This window comes from Streptomyces sp. S3(2020) (genome assembly GCF_013044505.1).
Classification (GTDB): domain Bacteria; phylum Actinomycetota; class Actinomycetes; order Streptomycetales; family Streptomycetaceae; genus Streptomyces.
In genome coordinates this window covers 40,896-56,622 of the sequence record NZ_JABERD010000004.1, presented here as the reverse complement: position 1 = coordinate 56,622, position 15,727 = coordinate 40,896, and the positions used below count along the sequence as shown (strand labels likewise).

Sequence of the window (15,727 nt, the reverse complement as noted above, 5' to 3'; positions counted from 1 at the left end):
CCATGGCCGACGTCAACACCGATCTGCGTCTCGACGGCCGGACCGCCTGGGTGACCGGTGCGGGCAAGGGCCTCGGACGGGCCATCGCGGTCGCGCTGTCCCAGGCCGGGGCGGACGTGGCGGTGACCGCCCGCACGGGCGCCGACCTGGAGAGCCTGGAGTCCGAACTCGCCGGGCACGGCGGCAAGGTGCTCGTGCTGCCGTGCTCCGTCGCCGACCCGGACGCGGTCCGCGCGACGGTCGGGCGGATCACCGGGGCGACCGGACGACTGGACGCCGTCGTCAACTGTGCCGGGATCAGCCCGCACTTCACCCGCAGTGAGTACGTCACCGACGAGGACTTCCGGCGGGTGCTCGACGTCAATCTCCAGGGCACCTTCTCCTGCTGCCGCGAAGCCGGCAAGGTCATGCTGGAGCAGGGCTCCGGGTCGATCGTCAACGTCTCGTCCGTGCACGCGAGCACGGGCTTCGAACGGATCGCGGCGTACGCGGCCAGCAAGGGCGGCGTCGAGGCGCTCACCAAGGCCCTCGCCGTCGAGTGGGCCGACCGCGGTGTACGGGTCAACTCCCTCGCGCCCGGCTACTTCCGCACCGATCTCAGCTCGGGCCTGCTGGACAGCCGCTGGGGCGAGCGGATCGTCAAGGGCACCCCCCTGGGCCGGATCGGCGACGCCGAGGAGCTGGGCGGCGCCGCGGTGTTCCTCGCCTCGGACGCCTCCCGCTTCGTGACGGGCACGACCGTCACCGTGGACGGGGGCTGGACGGCGTGGTGACGACCGCGCCACCGGCCTACTGACACGGCCGGGTCCGACCGGAGCCGCCCCTGTTCGCACCGGGGCGGCTTCTCGCTGAGCGGGTCGGGCGAAGTCCGCTGCGGTTCGGCCGCGCCCCGAAGGGGCACGGGGCCGTATCGATGTGCGGCTACCGCCGCGCTGGCGCGACCAGCCACGACGGCACCGCAGCCGAACGACGGCACATCACCGCTCATCCAGCGGAGCGCTCAGGCGAAGACGTCCGGCGTGTCCCGGCGGTACGTCTCGGAGGTGCCGAAGAGGTCCTCGGCGACCGACCGCACCGCGCCGACCACCAGGGGAGCCACGAGTTCCAGCGAGGAGCGGCCGTCCCCGACCACGGAGATCGCCCCGACCGGCCCGTCCGGCCCACGCAGTGCGAGCCCGACGCAGCCGAGATGAGGGAAACACTCGCCCCGCTCGATCGCCAACCCGCCTCGGCGGCGCACCAGGCCGAGCTCGCGGTGCAGTTGGTCGAGGCTGCCGATGCTGTGATGGGTACGGCGCTCGATGGCCTGCGCGTACCGCGCGTCGATATCCTCCGGGCTCAGCCAGGCGAGCATGGCCTTGCCGAGCCCCGTGCAGTGCGCGACCGCCCTGCCGCCGACCCGCGACGGTATGTCCACGGCCGCCCGGCCTCCCACCTTGTCCAGGTAGTAGACCTCCGGCCCGTCGAGCACGGCCAGGTGCACGACCATCCTGGTCCGCACCGCCAGATCCAGCAGGTGCGGTGCGGCGGCGGCGCGCAGCGCGCTGTGTCCGATCTCCCGGCCTCCGAGACCCAGCGCACGGGTCCCCAGGGTGTATCCGGCCACCGTGTGGCGCAGCCAGTCCAGCCGGACCAGTTGGTCGAGTATCCGGTGGGTGGTCGAGCGGGGCAGGTGGGTACGGCGGGAAACCGTTTCCAGGGTCAGGTGTGTCTGCGGACTTTCGAAAAGGTCCATGATCAACGTCACGCGCTCCATCATCGACGGCGGCAGCGCGGGCCCGTCGACCTCGGAGGATCGCATGCTCAGGCGAAGGGCAGACGTCATCGTCGGTGCCTCTCTGCTCAAACTGAAATCAATTCTAGTTCGGCGCCGGCGTCAAGGTATCAATGCCCCGGGCCGCAGAGATAGAGTCGTGCACCGATTAATTGGGACGATCGGTCTATTTGACTGGGGGCACAAAAAAATGTACCGCTCCCCGGAAGAACGATTCCGGGCAGCGGTACATCCTGTCGGCGTCAGCCGCGGGCGGTGAGGTCCAGGGCGATGTCCACGATCATGTCCTCCTGCCCTCCGACCAGACCGCGCCGGCCGACCTCCTCCAGGATGGTGCGGGCGTCCAGCCCGTACTGCTCCGCCGCGGTCTCCGCGTGCCGCAGGAAGCTGGAGTAGGCACCGGCGTAGCCCAGCGTGAGGGTCTCCCGGTCGACGCGCACCGGGCGGTCCTGAAGCGGGCGGACCAGGTCCTCGGCGGCGTCCTGGAGGGCGAACAGATCACAGTCGTGCTTCCAGCCGTGGAGGTTGGCCACGGCGACGAACGGCTCGATGGGGCAGTTGCCCGCACCCGCGCCCTGTCCGGCCAAGGACGCGTCGACCCGCGTCACACCCTCCTCCACGGCCACCACGGAGTTGGCCACCGACAGGGAGAGGTTCTCGTGGGCGTGGATGCCGATCTGGGTCTCCGGATCCAGCACGTCACGGTAGGCGCGGATACGGTCGCGTACCCCGTCCATGGTCAGCCGGCCGCCGGAGTCGGTGACGTACACGCAGTGCGCGCCGTAGCTCTCCATCAGCCCGGCCTGCCGGGCGAGGGCCTCCGGGGGCGCCATGTGGGCCATCATCAGGAACCCCGAGACGTCCATGCCGAGTTCGCGCGCGGTGGAGATGTGCTGGGCGGCCACGTCCGCCTCGGTGCAGTGGGTGGCGATGCGTACCGAGCGGACGCCGAGGGCGTAGGCCCGCTTGAGTTCGGCGATGGTGCCGATGCCGGGCAGCAGCAGGGTGGTGAGGACCGCGCGGTCGATGGCGTCCGCTGCCGCCTCGATCCACTCCCAGTCGGTGTTGCTGCCCGGCCCGTAGTTGAGGCTGCCGCCGGCCAGGCCGTCGCCGTGGGCGACCTCGATCGCGTCCACGCCCGCCCGGTCCAGTGCCGCGGAGATCCTGGACACGAACTCGGGCGTGATCCGGTGCCGGATGGCGTGCATGCCGTCCCTGAGGGTGACGTCCTGCACGTAGAGCCTGCGGTTGGCGGTCACTTGGTCACCTCGGTGGTCGGTTGCCGGGCGATGCGCTCGGCGACGCGCAGTGCGGCCGAGGTCATGATGTCGAGGTTGCCGGCGTAGGCGGGCAGGTAGTGGGCGGCGCCCTCCACTTCGAGGAAGACCGAGACCTTGGTGGTCGGCCGCTCCCGCACGTCGTCGGGCAGCAGGGTGTGGATCGGGTCCGTGGCGGGGACCGGGGTGAACTGCACCTGCTGCTTGAGCCGGTAGCCGGGCACGTACTCGGCGACCGAGGCCACCATCTCCTCGACGGAGTCACGGACCGCCTCGTGGTCGGCGTCGCCGATCAGGCAGTACACCGTGTCCCGCATGATCAGCGGGGGTTCGGCGGGGTTGAGGACGATGATCGCCTTGCCGCGCCGGGCACCGCCCACCTTCTCGATGGCACCGGAGGTGGTCTCGGTGAACTCGTCGATGTTGGCCCGGGTGCCGGGTCCGGCCGACCGGGAGGAGATCGAGGCGACGATCTCGGCGTAGGGCACGGCGGTGATCCGGCTGACCGCGTGGACGATCGGAATGGTCGCCTGCCCCCCGCATGTGACCATGTTGAAGTTGCCGACAGCGTGGCCGGTGTCGGCCAGGTACTCGTCCAGGTTCACTGTCGGCACCACGTACGGGCCGAGCGCCGCCGGGGTGAGGTCGACGAGCCGCTTGCCATAGGGGGCGAGCCTCTTGGCGTTCTCGACGTGGGCCTTCGCGGACGTGGCGTCGAAGACGATCCCGATGTCGTCGAAGCCGTCCATACGGATCAGTCCGTCCACGCCCTCGTGGGTGGTGGGCACCTTAAGACGGGCGGCGCGCGCCAGACCGTCCGAGTCCGGGTCGATGCCCACCATCGCGGCCATCTCCAGGGTCTCGGACAGGCGCAACACCTTGATCATCAGGTCGGTGCCGATGTTGCCGGAGCCGATAACGGCCACCTTGGTCTTCGTCATCCTGCTTGTTCCTCGGGTGAGAAGTGCGCGGTCACCGAACCCAGGCCCGACATCTCGGCCCGTACGGTGATGCCTGGCGGGGTGGGGACGAGCGGGCCCAGGGCGCCGGAGAGCACGACCTGTCCGGCGCGCAACGGGTCGCCGAACTCCCGGGCGGTGCGGGCCAGCCACAGCAGCGCGGCGAGCGGATCTCCCAGACAGGCCGCGCCGTCGCCCTCGGAGGCGAGCCCACCGTCGGCGAACAGCCGCATGGTCACGTCCCGGGGCGTGAACTCCGCGAGAGGGACGCGCTGTTGTCCGAGGACGAAGAGTCCGCTGGAGGCGTTGTCGGCGACGGTGTCCGTGATCGCGATGTCCCAGCCGGCCACCCGGCTGTCCACGATCTCCAGCGCGGCCACCGCGTATCCGACCGCCGACCTGACCCGCTCGACGTCGAGAGCGTCCTCGTCCAGGTCCTCGGCGAGGACGAACGCGATCTCCGCCTCGACCTTGGGCTGGAGCAGCCGCCCGCTGGGGACGGCCGGTGCTCCGGTGACGTCCATGTCGTCCAGCAGGACGCCGAAGTCGGGCCGGTCGACGCCCACTTGACGCTGCACCGACTCGGACGTCAGCCCGATCTTGCGGCCGACGACCCGTGCTCCGGCGGCGATCCGCTCATCGACGACCCGTCGCTGCACGGCGTACGCCAGGCTGATGTCGGCCGCGCCGAGCAGGTCCCGTACGGGCGTACAGGGCTGGTGGTCCCGGGCCGCGCGGGTGAGCCGTGCGGCGGCCCGGGCCACGGCGGTCTCACGGTGCGCGACGACCGTCGGTTCCCAAACGTCTGTCATTCGCATCCTCTGGTTCGTGCCTGTCCCCAGCCTGGGCGGCTGCGCGCCACGACGGCGGCGGGCGTTCCGCTCACCGGGACCGGGCGCCCGCCGCGCTGGTCTCGCTGAGCGAGATGGCCGAACAGCCGCGTGTCCGGGACTCGTTACCTTCGTCCGGCGAACTGCTGAACGGCTGGTGACGGGAGGCCGAGGCCGGCGGGAGTGCGGGACACCCCGGCCGGCCTGTCACCGTGGCCGATGTGTGCCGCGCCGGAGCCGTGTCGGGCGAGCTCCGCGGTGTCCGCCTCTGCCCGACGTCGCCCGTCTGTGGCCGCGGTCCCGCACACCCCCCACCAACAACGTCGGCACTCATGAGGAGGTTCGGATGAGCATCAACGAGGATGCCTACGACGTGATCGTCGTCGGGTCGGGCGGAGGACTGGTCGGGGCGTACGTGGCGGCGTCACGCGGCCTGCGCACGCTCGTCGTCGAGAAGACCGACCGGGTCGGAGGCACCGTCGCGTACTCCGGCGCGGGCCTGTGGTTCCCGGGTTCCGCTCCGCTGACCAGGGCCGGCCTCGGAGGCGACGTCGAGGAGGCACGGACGTACCTGCGCGGTGTCGTCGAGGACCCCTCGCGCGAAGCGCTCCAGGACGCGTATCTGGCCGCCGGGCCCCGGCTGATCGACGAGCTGGAGCAGAACCCCTGGTTCCGGTCCTTCGTCCACGGCCCGGTTCCGGACTACTACGCCTCTGCTCCGGGGGCGTCCCCCACGGGCCACACCATCTTCCCGGCGCCGGTCGAGGCCGCGGAGCTCAAGGAGAACAGGGCGCTCCTGCGTGAGTCGCTGCCCGCCGAGCGGTTCGGCTTCGACGAGGGGCCGGTGCTCAGCGGTGGCCGTGCGCTGATCGGCCGGGCGCTGTCCGCCTTCCTGGAGACGGGCAACGGCGAACTGCGGCTGAACACCGCGCTGGACAGCCTGATCGTCGAGGACGGCAGGGTGGTCGGCGTCGAGGTCGTCAGCGACGGCGAACCACTGCGGCTCCGGGCCCGGCGGGGCGTGCTTCTCGCGGCCGGCGGCTTCGAGCGCGACCGGGAGCTGCGCGAGAAGCACCAGTCCCCGCTCACCGGAGAGTGGTCCGACGGCGCCCCGGCCAACACGGGTGACGCCCTGCGGGCCGGCATCGCCGTGGGCGCGGACACCGATCTGCTCGACGAGGCCTGGTTCGTACCGGGGCTGGTCCACCCGGACGGCCTGCCCATCTTCCACACCGGCACCCGGGGCGGCATCTGGGTCAACGGCGCGGGCGAACGCTTCGTCAACGAGACACGGCCGTACGACCAGGCCGCGCACGAGATCGTACGGCTGCACCACACCACCGGCGTGCGCCACATTCCGGCCCACTGGATCTTCGACCAGCGGCAGCTGGACCGGGACGGCATCGGCTTCCCGCCCGCCACCCCGGGGCCCGAGGAGTGGCTGGCGTCGGGGGCGTTGAAGAGGGCCGACAGCCTGGAGGAGCTGGCGCGTCTGATCGACGTGCCGCTCGACGCGCTGAAGCGGACCGTCGAGGAGTTCAACGGGTACGCCGTGACCGGCGTCGACGAGAGGTTCCACCGCGGTGAGACGCCGTGGGACCAGATGTTCCACCACATCGTCCCGTTCCCGGCCGACCCCCGGCAGAACCTGCCCGCGAAGCCGGCGCCCGAGTGGCCGAACCCGATCCTCCTGCCCATCGACGAGCCGCCGTACTACGTGGCGACCATCGTCCCGTCCGACATCGGTACCAAGGGCGGCCTGAAGATCGACACCCACGCGCGCGTGCTGCGTCCGGACGGGCGGCCGATCGACGGGCTCTACGCGACCGGGAACACCGCGGCCGCGATGTCGGGGCGCGTGTACCCGGGCGCGGGCACGCCGATCGGTTCGAGTCTCGCGTTCGGGTATCTGGCGGTGCTGGACATGGCCGGGACCACGGACTGACGTGACACTCCGGCCCGGGACACCCACGGGTGTCCCGGGCCGGAGTGCTGTGCGCTACGACGTCACGATCAGCCGTGCGGCCAGCCGCAGGTCCGCCTCCCCCTGCTCGGTGGAGATCTCCTCGGTCAGCACGGCCACGAACAGGCCCCACCAGCTGTAGACGAGCAGCCGCACCCTGCCGCGTGCCTCTGCGCGGTCCCCGAGCAGGCGCAGGAGGCGTTGTCCCAGCGCCCGCTCGACGATGTCGACCTTGGTCGGGACGGCGCTCGCGTACTCCGAGAACGACGACAGCGCCACCGCCGAGGCCAGCAGGCGGTTGCCGAGCAGTTTGCCGCTGAGCGCGACGAGGGTCTCGGCGATCTCGGTCACCGGATCCGTGTGCGTCAGGGCCGGCACCCCGTCGTCGTCCCCGTCGTGGTCCCCGAGGAACTGCTCGATGTGCCATTCGAGGACCGCCAGGAAGAGAAACGGCTTGGACGGGAAGTAGCGGTACAGGGTCGCGATCGCGACGCCCGCCTCCTTGGCCACGTCGTGCATCTGCACGTCGGTGAGCGCCTCGCGCGAAGCGAGGTCGGAGGCGGCGCGCAGGATACGGACCCGGCGGGCGGCCTGGCGCGCGGACGCGGGGGCAGCGGGGGGCCGCACCGCCGTCCTCAGCCGGACTCCGGCCGCGTGAGGAACGCCAGGACCGCGCTCTCCCAGGCCTGCTTCTGTTCGATCATCGCCCAGTGCCCGCAGTCCGGCAGCACATGCAGTTCGGCCTTGGGAATGGTCCGCAGCGGCAGCAGTGCGTTCTCCAGGGGCGTGACCCGGTCGTCGCGGCCCCAGGTCAGCAGGGTGGGCGAGGTGACCTTGTGCAGCGCGGCCCAGACGGGCTGGTCGGACTGGGCCTGGGCGGCCTGGATCGCGGCCATCGCCTGACGGCCGTAGATCCGGCGGGAGGCCTCCAGTGTCTCCGGCTCGGTGGCGCTGGCCCAGCGTTGCTCGATGAGCTCCTCGGTGAGCAGGGCCGGGTCGTGGACCATGGACCGCAGCCACTGGACGAGGTTGTCCCGGGTGGGGTTCTCGGCGAACTCCACGAGCAGGTTGAGGCCTTCGCTGGGCGCCGGGGAGAGGAGGTTGCGGCCCACGCCGCCGATGGTCACCACCCTGCGGAAGAGGTCCTTGTGGGCGACCGCGAGCCCCACCGCGACGAAGCCGCCCATGGAGTTGCCGATGACGTCGACGCGGTCGAGGCCGAGTCCTTCGAGGAAGCGCAGCACGGCCTTGGGGGCCGCCGCCATCGGGTTCTCGGCGGTCGGGTCGCTCACTCCGAAGCCGGGGAACTCCAGCGCCAGGCAACGGAAGTGCTCGGCGAACACCGGCAGGTTGTGCTGGTAGTTGCGCCAGCCGTTGACGCCCGGCCCCGACCCGTGCAGCAGGAGCAGCGGAGGTCCGTCACCCGCCTCGTGATAGCGCAGGGTGCCGTCGTCGGTGGGGAGTTCGCGCAGGGTGTCCTCGTAGCTGAGTGTCATGACACTCACCGTGGCACCCACGGGAGGGCGGTCGCCGTGCGTCTCCCGATCAGTGGGACGGCACCGGCGGCGGGCGGGCCGGGCTGTCTACCGTCACGGACGTACCGATACCGGGGCCCCGACGGGCCGCCCCGGACCTGACCGAATGTGATGTGAGGGGAGGACCTGATGGGTGTTCGCTCACTCGGGTACCTGCGTCTGGAGTCCAACGACCTCGACAAGTGGAAGGCCTTCGGAGCCGACTTCCTCGGCCTGATGCCGGTCGGGGACGGCGACTTTGAGTCGCTGTCCTTCCGGATGGACGACTACCCGGCCCGCATCGTGGTCTCCCCGGGGGCCCAGCCCGGGATGACGGCACTGGGCTTCGAGGTTCTCGACGAGCGGCAGCTGGCACTGCTGGTCGCGGATGTCGAGAAGGCCGGGATCAAGGTGACGGCCGGCACCGAGGCCGAGGCCGCGGAGCGGAAGGTCACGGGCTTCGCCAAGTTCAACGACCCCGGCGGCAACCCGGTCGAGCTGTTCTACGGGGCCGTCCTGGACCATGTACCGGTGCGCACCCCGCTGGTCTCGCGGTTCGTCACCGGCGACATGGGCTTCGGGCACGCCATCATCTCCGCCGAGGACGCCCGGGCCACGTTCGACTTCTATGTCAATGTGCTGGGCTTCATCGAGCGCAACACGATGAAGTCGCCGGGCGGCACGACCTGGTTCATGGGATGCAACGCGCGGCACCACACGCTCGGTGTGACGCCGATGCCGGGTCCGGGGCGGCTGCTGCACTTCATGGTGGAGGGGGCGACCCTGGACGACGTCGGGCTGGCCCTCGACCGGGCCGCCAAGCAGGACATCCCGATGATGCACTCGCTCGGCAAGCACACCAACGACCGCATGGTGTCGTTCTATGTGTGGTCGCCGGAGAACTACGCCGTCGAGTTCGGCTGGAACGGTCTGAAGGTGCCGGAGCCCGTGCCCGTCTACGAGATCACGGACGGCGCGTTCTGGGGCCACCACTTCTCGCCGCCGCCGCAGCCGGCCGGCTGAGCCGCGGCGAGCGGAGACGACTGAGCCCCACGGCCAGGGACCGTGGGGCTCAGTCCTGTCATCCGACCGTGATCGCCCGTTCCGGACAGGCCCGCTCACCGTCGCGGGCGGCCCCTTCGAGGCCTTCGGGCACCTCGCCGTCGAGCGGCAGCGCGTAGCCGTCGTCGTCCAGGCGGAACAGCCCGGCCGCGGCCGCCGCGCACCGGGCGTGCCCGGAGCACGACGACGTGTCGATGGTGATCTTCATCCAACCCACTCCGTTCTACGGCTTGTTGGTCGATCCCGCGTCGACGGTGAACTGGAGGCCCGTGACGTACCGCGCCTCGTCGGAGGCGAGGAAGAGAACGGCGTTGGACACGTCCCGGGGTTCGACGCAGGGGGCGAGCGGGTTCATGGCCGCGAGGGCGAACAGCGGCTCGCGCGCGGCGAGTTCCTCCACCGGGACTCCGACGCTGATGCCCGTGTCGCTCACCCCGGTGGGGTGGACGGTGTTCACCCGGACACGGTGCGGGGCCAGTTCGTTGGAGAGGGCCTTCATCAGGCCCACCACGCCGTGTTTGGCTGCCACGTAGTGGGCGTACGGCACATGGCCGCGGATGCCCGCCGCGGAGCTGATGATGACGATCGAGCCGCCCTCCCCCGCCTCGATCATCGAGGGGATCGCGGCCCGCGCCGTGTTCCAGGCGCCCTTGAGATTGACGTCGATGACGACGTCCCAGACCTCCTCGGTCAGTTCCCAGGCGGCGCCCGAGCTCATGACGCCGGCGTTGGCGACGACGATGTCGAGCCGCCCGAACTCCGCGTGCGCCGCGTCGACGGCGGCTCGCGTCTCGCCGATCGACCGGACATCGGCCTGTACGGCGAGACACCGCCGGCCCGTTTTCCTGACCGACTCCGCTGTCTCCTCGAGCTGTTCCTTCGTGGCCAGCGGGTACGGCAGTTCGTCACTGATGTCGTGGCAGACGTCGGTGACGACGACGTCCGCGCCTTCCTCGGCCAGTCGCACCGCATGGGAGCGGCCCTGCCCTCGCGCCGCGCCGGTGATGAGCGCGACCTTGCCTTCCACACGCCCCATGGCGGCCTCAGTCCTTCGTCGGGTGGTCGATCAGGTCCTCGGCGGCCTCACGCAGGGCGCGCAGCCGGGACCGGAGGAGTTCACGCTCGGCCCCGTCGGACGCGCCGAGCGCGGAGTCGCCGAGCGCGGAGAGCCGTGCCTCCGTCTCGGCGATCTCCGTGCGCAGCCGGCCGTGGGCCTCCTCCCGGGTGAGCAGGTCGAGGTCGGTCCAGTCGGAGCGCTCGGACTCCGGGCGGCGGCTCATGCGGGGAGGTTGTAGAGGCGGCGGGCGTTCAGCTCCACCATCTGATGCACCTCTTCGTCGGGTACGTCGGCCAGGACCTCCGCCGCGTACGCACGGCTCTTGGGCCAGTAGGAGTCGGAGTGCGGGTAGTCGCACTCCCAGGTGATCTTGTCGACGCCGACGTGATGGCGTATCTCCACGCCGAACCGGTCGTCGATGAAGCAGCCGTGGAAGTGCCGGTGGAACAGTTCCGAGGGCCGCACGTTCTGGTTGACGTTCTGGTAGAAGCGGTGCCGCTCCCAGGTGCCGTCGCTGCGTTCCAGCAGGTAGGGGATCCAGCCGATGCCGCCCTCGGACAGGCCGATCTTCAGCCTGGGGTGCTTGTGCAGCACCGGGGAGAACAGCAGGTCGGCGGTGGCGTACATGGCGTTGCAGCCGAACAGCGCGATCGTCACGGCGAACGGGGCGTCCTCGGCGGTCCTGGGCGGCTTGCCCGAAGTGCCGAAGTGGAGGCAGAGCGGGAGCCCGGTCTCCTCGGCGGCCGAGAACACCGGGTCCCAGTGGTCGGTGTGGAAGGACGGCAGGCCTCGCGGGACCGGGTTCTCCGGGAAGGAGATCGCCTTGGCGCCCTTGGCCGCGGTCCGGTGGATCTCGGCGACGCAGGCCTCGACGTCCCACAGCGGCAGGATCACCAGGGGGATCAGCCGGCCCGGTGCGCCGGCACACCATTCGTCCAGCACGAAGTCGTTCCATGCCTGGACGCACAGCCGGGCGAGTTCACGGTCCTGGCCCTCCAGGAAGACGGTGCCCGCGAACCCCGGGAAGGACGGGAAGCACAGCGCTCCCCATACTCCGTCGAGGTCCATGTCACGGATGCGGGCCTTCGGGTCGTAGCAGCCCGGGATCATCTCGTCGTAGCGCGTCGGCTCCAGGCCGAACTCCTCGGGCTTCTTGCCCGCGACGGCGTTCAGGCCGATGTAGGGGTAGACCCGGTCCTCGTAGACCCACACCTCGGCCGGCGCCTGCCCCTCCCCCCTCGGCTGCTCCACGATGCGCGGGCCCACGTCCCGGAACCTCGCCGGGAGGCGGTCCGACCACAGTCGCGGGGGCTCGATCAGATGATCGTCGGTCGACAGCAACTTCATCCATGGCTGCAACGGCATTCTGCGCTCCCTCGGTCTCGGAACTCTCTAACACCGGGCAGATTGCGTGTACTGATCGCGTCTCGATGACCGGGATCCGTGCCACCAACTCCCCCATTAAGGCTACTCTTTTATTCGACGGAAGGAGACCCCATGGGTCGAGTGCAGGACAAGGTCGTCTTCATCACCGGGGCCGCGCGCGGCCAGGGCCGGGCCCAGGCGATACGGCTCGCGACCGAGGGAGCCGACATCATCGCCGTGGACCTGTGCGAGGACATCGCCACCAACGGCTACCCGCTGGCCACCGAGGCGGACCTGGAGGAGACGGTCCGGCAGGTCGAGAAGCTCGGCCGGCGCATCGCGGCCCGCAAGGCCGACGTCCGGGATCCCGCGGCGCTCAAGGCCGCCGTGGCCGAGGGGGTGGCGGAGCTGGGGCGTCTCGACGCGGTCGTCGCCCAGGCCGGAATCTGCCCGCTGGGGCCCGGGCAGAGCGCGCAGGCCTTCCTCGACGCGGTCACCGTCGACTTCAACGGAGTGGTCCACGCGGTCGACGCGGCCCTGCCCCATCTGCCCGACGGCGCCTCGATCATCGCGACCGGATCGATCGCGGGGCTGATCCCGGCGACCACGGACAACCCGGCCAACGGGCCCGGCGGACTGGGCTATTCGTTCGCCAAGCGCCAGGTCGCCGGATTCGTGCACGACCTGGCGACGGTCCTCGCGTCCCGGCGGATCAGGGTCAACGCGCTGCACCCGACGAACGTCAACACGGACATGCTCAACAGCGACCTCATGTACCGCTCGTTCCGGCCCGACCTGGAGCACCCGACCCGTGAGGACGCGCTGCCCTCCTTCCCCGCGACGACCGGGTTCGGTGTCCCGTACGTCGAGCCGGAGGACATCGCCGACATGGTGCTGTTCCTGGTGTCGGACGAGTCGAGGTACGTGACCGGGATGCAGATGCGCGTGGACGCCGGCGGCTACGTCAAGCGGCGTCCGCAACTGCCCACGTTCTGATCCGGGTTCACGCCCCGCCCACCATGTCGATGACCACCTTGCCGGTGGTCCGGCGTTCCGCCACGCCGGTCAGGGCGGAGGCCACCTCGGCGAGGGGGTGGACGCGGGAGACGAGCGGGCGCATCCCGTCCCGGACCAGCCGGGCGAGCGCCCGGTCGCCGGCGGCCACCGCGTCCGGGGCGTACTGGCGCAGCATGCGGATCTCGAAGCCCCGGACGACCGCGTCCTTGAGCAGCACCAGGTTCAGCGGGATCCGGGGGATCCTCCCGTCGGCGTATCCCACGGTCACGAACCGGCCGCCCCGCCGCAGCGCGCGCAGGGCGGCCTCCGCGTGGTCGCCGCCCACCGGGTCGACCACGAGGTGGACGCCCGGGCCGCCGGTCACCTCGCGGATCCGCGTCTTGAGGTCCTCGTGGACGTAGTCGATCCCGGCCTCGGCACCGAGCTTGCGCGCGACCAGGAGCCGCTCCTCGCTCGACGCCGCCGCGACGACGCGCATCCCGAGCCGGGTCGCGATGTCGACGGCCGCGCTGCCGACGCCGCCCGCGGCCCCGAGCACCGCGGCCCACTCCCCCGCCGCGCCCTGTCCGACGGTGACCAGGGAGTGGTAGGCGGTCGCGTACGTCACGTGGAAGGCGGCGGCGTGGACCATGTCGAGCCCGTCGGGGACGGGGCGCAGACCGGCGACGGGCACGACGACCTGTTCGGCGAACGCGCCCGTGAGCACCGCCCCGGCGACCGTCGTACCGACCGGGGGCCCGGTCACGCCGGGGCCGAGGGCGGCCACGACTCCGGCGAACTCGCTGCCGGGGGTGAACGGCAGCGGTGCGGGGACCTGGTAGCGGTTCGAGACGAGCAGGAGGTCCGGGTAGTTGACCGCGGCGGCGTGCACCCGGACCAGGACCTCGCCGGGACCGGGCTCGGGGTCGTCCAGGTCGACGACCTCCAGGGCGTCCGGGAGGCCGTACCGCGTGCAGCGCGCTGCTCTCATCGTGCCCTTCCGGTGGTCGGCATCGCCGGGTCCCGGGGCAGGCCCAGCACCTGTTCGGCGATGGTGTTTCGCTGGATCTCGGCGGTGCCCGCGCCGATCGTCGAGGCACGGGTGCGCAGGAAGCCCCAGACCCAGCGTCCGCGCTGGACGGCGTGCGGGTCGCGGCGGCCGAGAACGCCGTAGGGGCCGAGCAACTCCAGGGCGAACTCGTGGAGTTCCTGCTCGAAGGTGACGATGAAGAGCCGTGCCGTCGAGGAGGCGGGGCCCGGCTCCCCCTTCGCCATGATGTCGGCGATGGTCCGCATCCCGGTGAGCCGCATGATGGTCACCCGGATCTCGAAGTCCGCCAGCCGGTCGCGGATCAGGGGGTCGGCGGTGGCTCCGCGTTCGTGGGCGAGCGCGATCAGCTCGTCGAGCACACGCCGGTACAGGGCGGCCTGGTTCATCGCTCCGGCGGCGCGTTCGTGGCCGAGGCTCGTGCGGACCAGGGGCCAGCCGCCGTTCTCCGGGCCGATCCTGTCGGCGACCGGCACACGGACGTCGTCGAGGAAGATCTCGCAGAAGTGCGCGTCCCCGGTCAGGTCCCGCAGCGGGCGCACGGTCACGCCGGGGGCGTGCGCGTCGATCAGCAGGTAACTGATGCCGTCCTGGCGGGAGTCGGAAGGACCGGTGCGGACGAGGGTGAAGAGGATGTCGGCGATGTCGGCCGAACTGTTCCACACCTTCTGCCCGTTGACGACGTACTCCGCGCCTTCACGGCGTGCCGTCGTGCGCAGCGCGGGGAGGTCCGAGCCGGCCTCCGGTTCGGAGTAGCCCTGTGCCCAGACCGTGTCGCCGCGCAGCATGGGGCGCAGGAAGCGGTCCTTCTGCTCCCGCGTGCCGTACGTGATGAGGGTGGGGGCGGCGATGCCGAGTCCGGTGCCCAGCGGCCCTGGGACCCTCGCGCGGGCGTACTCCTCCTGGTAGACGACCTGGTGGGCGAAGGAGAGGTCCATGCCGCCGTACTCGCGCGGCCAGCTCGGGCCGGCGTGTCCGGTGTCGTACAGCGTGGCCAGCCACCTCTTCCGCCAGGCGAGGCGTTCGGCGGGGTCCTTGGGGCGCCGGCCGGGGTGCCGCTCCGTCAGGAAGGCGCGCAGCCGGGCGCGGAACCGGTCGTCGGTCTCGGGCGGTGTCATCGCGGGGCCATGCGGATGGCGCCGTCGAGGCGGATCGTCTGGCCGTTGAGGTAGGGGTTCTCCAGCATCTCGACGGCGAGGCGGCCGAAGTCGTCGGGGTCGCCGAGGCGTTTGGGGTGGGGCACGGTCGCGGCGAGGCCGTCGCGGATGTCCTCGCGCAGCCGGCCGAGCATGGGGGTGTCCATGATGCCGGGGGCGATGGTGTTCACGCGGATCTGCCAGCTGGCGAGGTCGCGGGCGGCGACGAGGGTCAGGCCGTGCACGCCCGCCTTGGCGGCGGTGTAGGAGGTCTGGCCGATCTGGCCGTCGAAGGCGGCGACGGAGGCGGTCAGGACGATGGCTCCGCGGTCCCCGTCGACGATGTCGTTGCCGGAGAGGCGGGCGGCGGCCAGCCGCAGCACGTTGTAGGTGCCGATCAGGTTGACCCGGATGACCTCGGCGAAGGTGTCGAGGTCACCGGGGGTGCGGTCGCGGTCGATGATCCGGGTGCGGTCGCCGCCGCGTCCGGCGCAGTGCACGACGCAGCGCAACGGGCCGAGTTGCCGTGCTTCGTCGAGGGCCGCGCCGACCGCGGCCTCGTCGGTGACGTCGGCGAGGACGAAACGGGCCGCCTCGCCGAGGTCGGCGACCGCCTTGACGCCTTGTTCCTCGGAGATGTCGGCGAGGACGACACGGCCGCCGCGGTCGATGAGGCGGCGTGCGGTGGCCAGTCCCAGGCCGGAGGCGCCTCCGGTGACCAGCGCCGACGATCCGTCGATGTTCAC

The 15,727-nt window shown here is 71.2% G+C and carries 17 protein-coding genes; 4 read left to right on the top strand and 13 right to left on the bottom strand.

Annotated features, from left to right (window positions below; translation table 11 throughout):
* The first annotated feature begins 2 nt into the window (after positions 1-2).
* Entirely contained in the window at positions 3-773 is a 771-nt protein-coding gene (locus HLK59_RS02705; RefSeq protein ID WP_171139540.1) for an SDR family oxidoreductase, read from the top strand.
* Between the two features lie 227 nt (positions 774-1,000).
* On the opposite strand, the gene HLK59_RS02700 is transcribed toward HLK59_RS02705, so the two are convergent.
* The 4 genes from HLK59_RS02700 to HLK59_RS02685 all read right to left on the bottom strand — a co-directional run bounded on the left by HLK59_RS02700 (position 1,001) and on the right by HLK59_RS02685 (position 4,822).
* Positions 1,001-1,801 (bottom strand): IclR family transcriptional regulator, encoded by an 801-nt coding sequence (locus HLK59_RS02700; protein WP_240982156.1) that lies wholly within the window; start codon positions 1,799-1,801, stop codon positions 1,001-1,003.
* Positions 1,802-2,016: 215 nt separating this feature from the next.
* Positions 2,017-3,033, bottom strand: a complete 1,017-nt coding sequence (dmpG, locus tag HLK59_RS02695; protein ID WP_171139539.1) for a 4-hydroxy-2-oxovalerate aldolase — start codon at positions 3,031-3,033, stop codon at positions 2,017-2,019.
* Positions 3,030-3,992, bottom strand: a complete 963-nt coding sequence (locus HLK59_RS02690; RefSeq protein ID WP_171139538.1) for an acetaldehyde dehydrogenase (acetylating) — start codon at positions 3,990-3,992, stop codon at positions 3,030-3,032. Before HLK59_RS02690 ends, dmpG begins: the two co-directional genes overlap by 4 nt.
* The gene (locus HLK59_RS02685) at positions 3,989-4,822 is read right to left on the bottom strand and encodes a fumarylacetoacetate hydrolase family protein (RefSeq protein WP_171139537.1); all 834 of its coding nucleotides are present in this window, start codon (positions 4,820-4,822) and stop codon (positions 3,989-3,991) included. The genes HLK59_RS02690 and HLK59_RS02685 overlap by 4 nt, the downstream gene beginning before the upstream one ends.
* Before the next feature lie 364 nt (positions 4,823-5,186).
* Here HLK59_RS02685 and HLK59_RS02680 point away from each other — a divergent pair, with 364 nt between their 5' ends.
* Positions 5,187-6,785, top strand: coding sequence for an FAD-binding protein (locus HLK59_RS02680; protein WP_171139536.1), 1,599 nt, complete (start codon positions 5,187-5,189; stop codon positions 6,783-6,785).
* A gap of 54 nt (positions 6,786-6,839) precedes the next feature.
* Here the strand turns inward: HLK59_RS02680 and HLK59_RS02675 are convergent, their stop codons facing one another.
* A complete protein-coding gene (locus HLK59_RS02675) occupies positions 6,840-7,430 on the bottom strand; it encodes a TetR/AcrR family transcriptional regulator (protein WP_171139535.1) in 591 nt (196 codons plus the stop codon).
* 8 nt (positions 7,431-7,438) lie between these two features.
* The gene (locus HLK59_RS02670) at positions 7,439-8,299 is read right to left on the bottom strand and encodes an alpha/beta fold hydrolase (RefSeq protein WP_171139534.1); all 861 of its coding nucleotides are present in this window, start codon (positions 8,297-8,299) and stop codon (positions 7,439-7,441) included.
* Between the two features lie 168 nt (positions 8,300-8,467).
* Here HLK59_RS02670 and HLK59_RS02665 point away from each other — a divergent pair, with 168 nt between their 5' ends.
* Entirely contained in the window at positions 8,468-9,340 is an 873-nt protein-coding gene (locus tag HLK59_RS02665) for a VOC family protein (RefSeq protein ID WP_171139533.1), read from the top strand.
* Between the two features lie 58 nt (positions 9,341-9,398).
* Here the strand turns inward: HLK59_RS02665 and HLK59_RS02660 are convergent, their stop codons facing one another.
* Genes HLK59_RS02660 through HLK59_RS02645 form a run of 4 tightly spaced genes read right to left on the bottom strand, consistent with a single transcriptional unit; the run spans position 9,399 to position 11,801 of the window.
* Positions 9,399-9,587, bottom strand: coding sequence for a ferredoxin (locus HLK59_RS02660; protein WP_171139532.1), 189 nt, complete (start codon positions 9,585-9,587; stop codon positions 9,399-9,401).
* A 15-nt stretch (positions 9,588-9,602) separates the two neighbouring features.
* Positions 9,603-10,415, bottom strand: coding sequence for a mycofactocin-coupled SDR family oxidoreductase (locus tag HLK59_RS02655; RefSeq protein WP_171139531.1), 813 nt, complete (start codon positions 10,413-10,415; stop codon positions 9,603-9,605).
* A gap of 7 nt (positions 10,416-10,422) precedes the next feature.
* Positions 10,423-10,659 (bottom strand): hypothetical protein, encoded by a 237-nt coding sequence (locus tag HLK59_RS02650; RefSeq protein WP_171139530.1) that lies wholly within the window; start codon positions 10,657-10,659, stop codon positions 10,423-10,425.
* Complete coding sequence (locus HLK59_RS02645) at positions 10,656-11,801, bottom strand: amidohydrolase family protein (RefSeq protein WP_171139529.1); 1,146 nt, start codon at positions 11,799-11,801, stop codon at positions 10,656-10,658. The genes HLK59_RS02650 and HLK59_RS02645 overlap by 4 nt, the downstream gene beginning before the upstream one ends.
* Before the next feature lie 132 nt (positions 11,802-11,933).
* Here HLK59_RS02645 and HLK59_RS02640 point away from each other — a divergent pair, with 132 nt between their 5' ends.
* Positions 11,934-12,797: a mycofactocin-coupled SDR family oxidoreductase gene (locus HLK59_RS02640; RefSeq protein ID WP_171139528.1), complete on the top strand. Its 864-nt coding sequence runs from the start codon at positions 11,934-11,936 to the stop codon at positions 12,795-12,797.
* A 7-nt stretch (positions 12,798-12,804) separates the two neighbouring features.
* On the opposite strand, the gene HLK59_RS02635 is transcribed toward HLK59_RS02640, so the two are convergent.
* The 3 genes from HLK59_RS02635 to HLK59_RS02625 are packed head-to-tail and all read right to left on the bottom strand — an operon-like array spanning position 12,805 to position 15,727.
* Positions 12,805-13,788: an NADPH:quinone oxidoreductase family protein gene (locus tag HLK59_RS02635; RefSeq protein ID WP_171139527.1), complete on the bottom strand. Its 984-nt coding sequence runs from the start codon at positions 13,786-13,788 to the stop codon at positions 12,805-12,807.
* Positions 13,785-14,963: an acyl-CoA dehydrogenase family protein gene (locus HLK59_RS02630; RefSeq protein ID WP_171139526.1), complete on the bottom strand. Its 1,179-nt coding sequence runs from the start codon at positions 14,961-14,963 to the stop codon at positions 13,785-13,787. Before HLK59_RS02630 ends, HLK59_RS02635 begins: the two co-directional genes overlap by 4 nt.
* Positions 14,960-15,727 (bottom strand): SDR family NAD(P)-dependent oxidoreductase, encoded by a 768-nt coding sequence (locus HLK59_RS02625; protein ID WP_171139525.1) that lies wholly within the window; start codon positions 15,725-15,727, stop codon positions 14,960-14,962. Before HLK59_RS02625 ends, HLK59_RS02630 begins: the two co-directional genes overlap by 4 nt.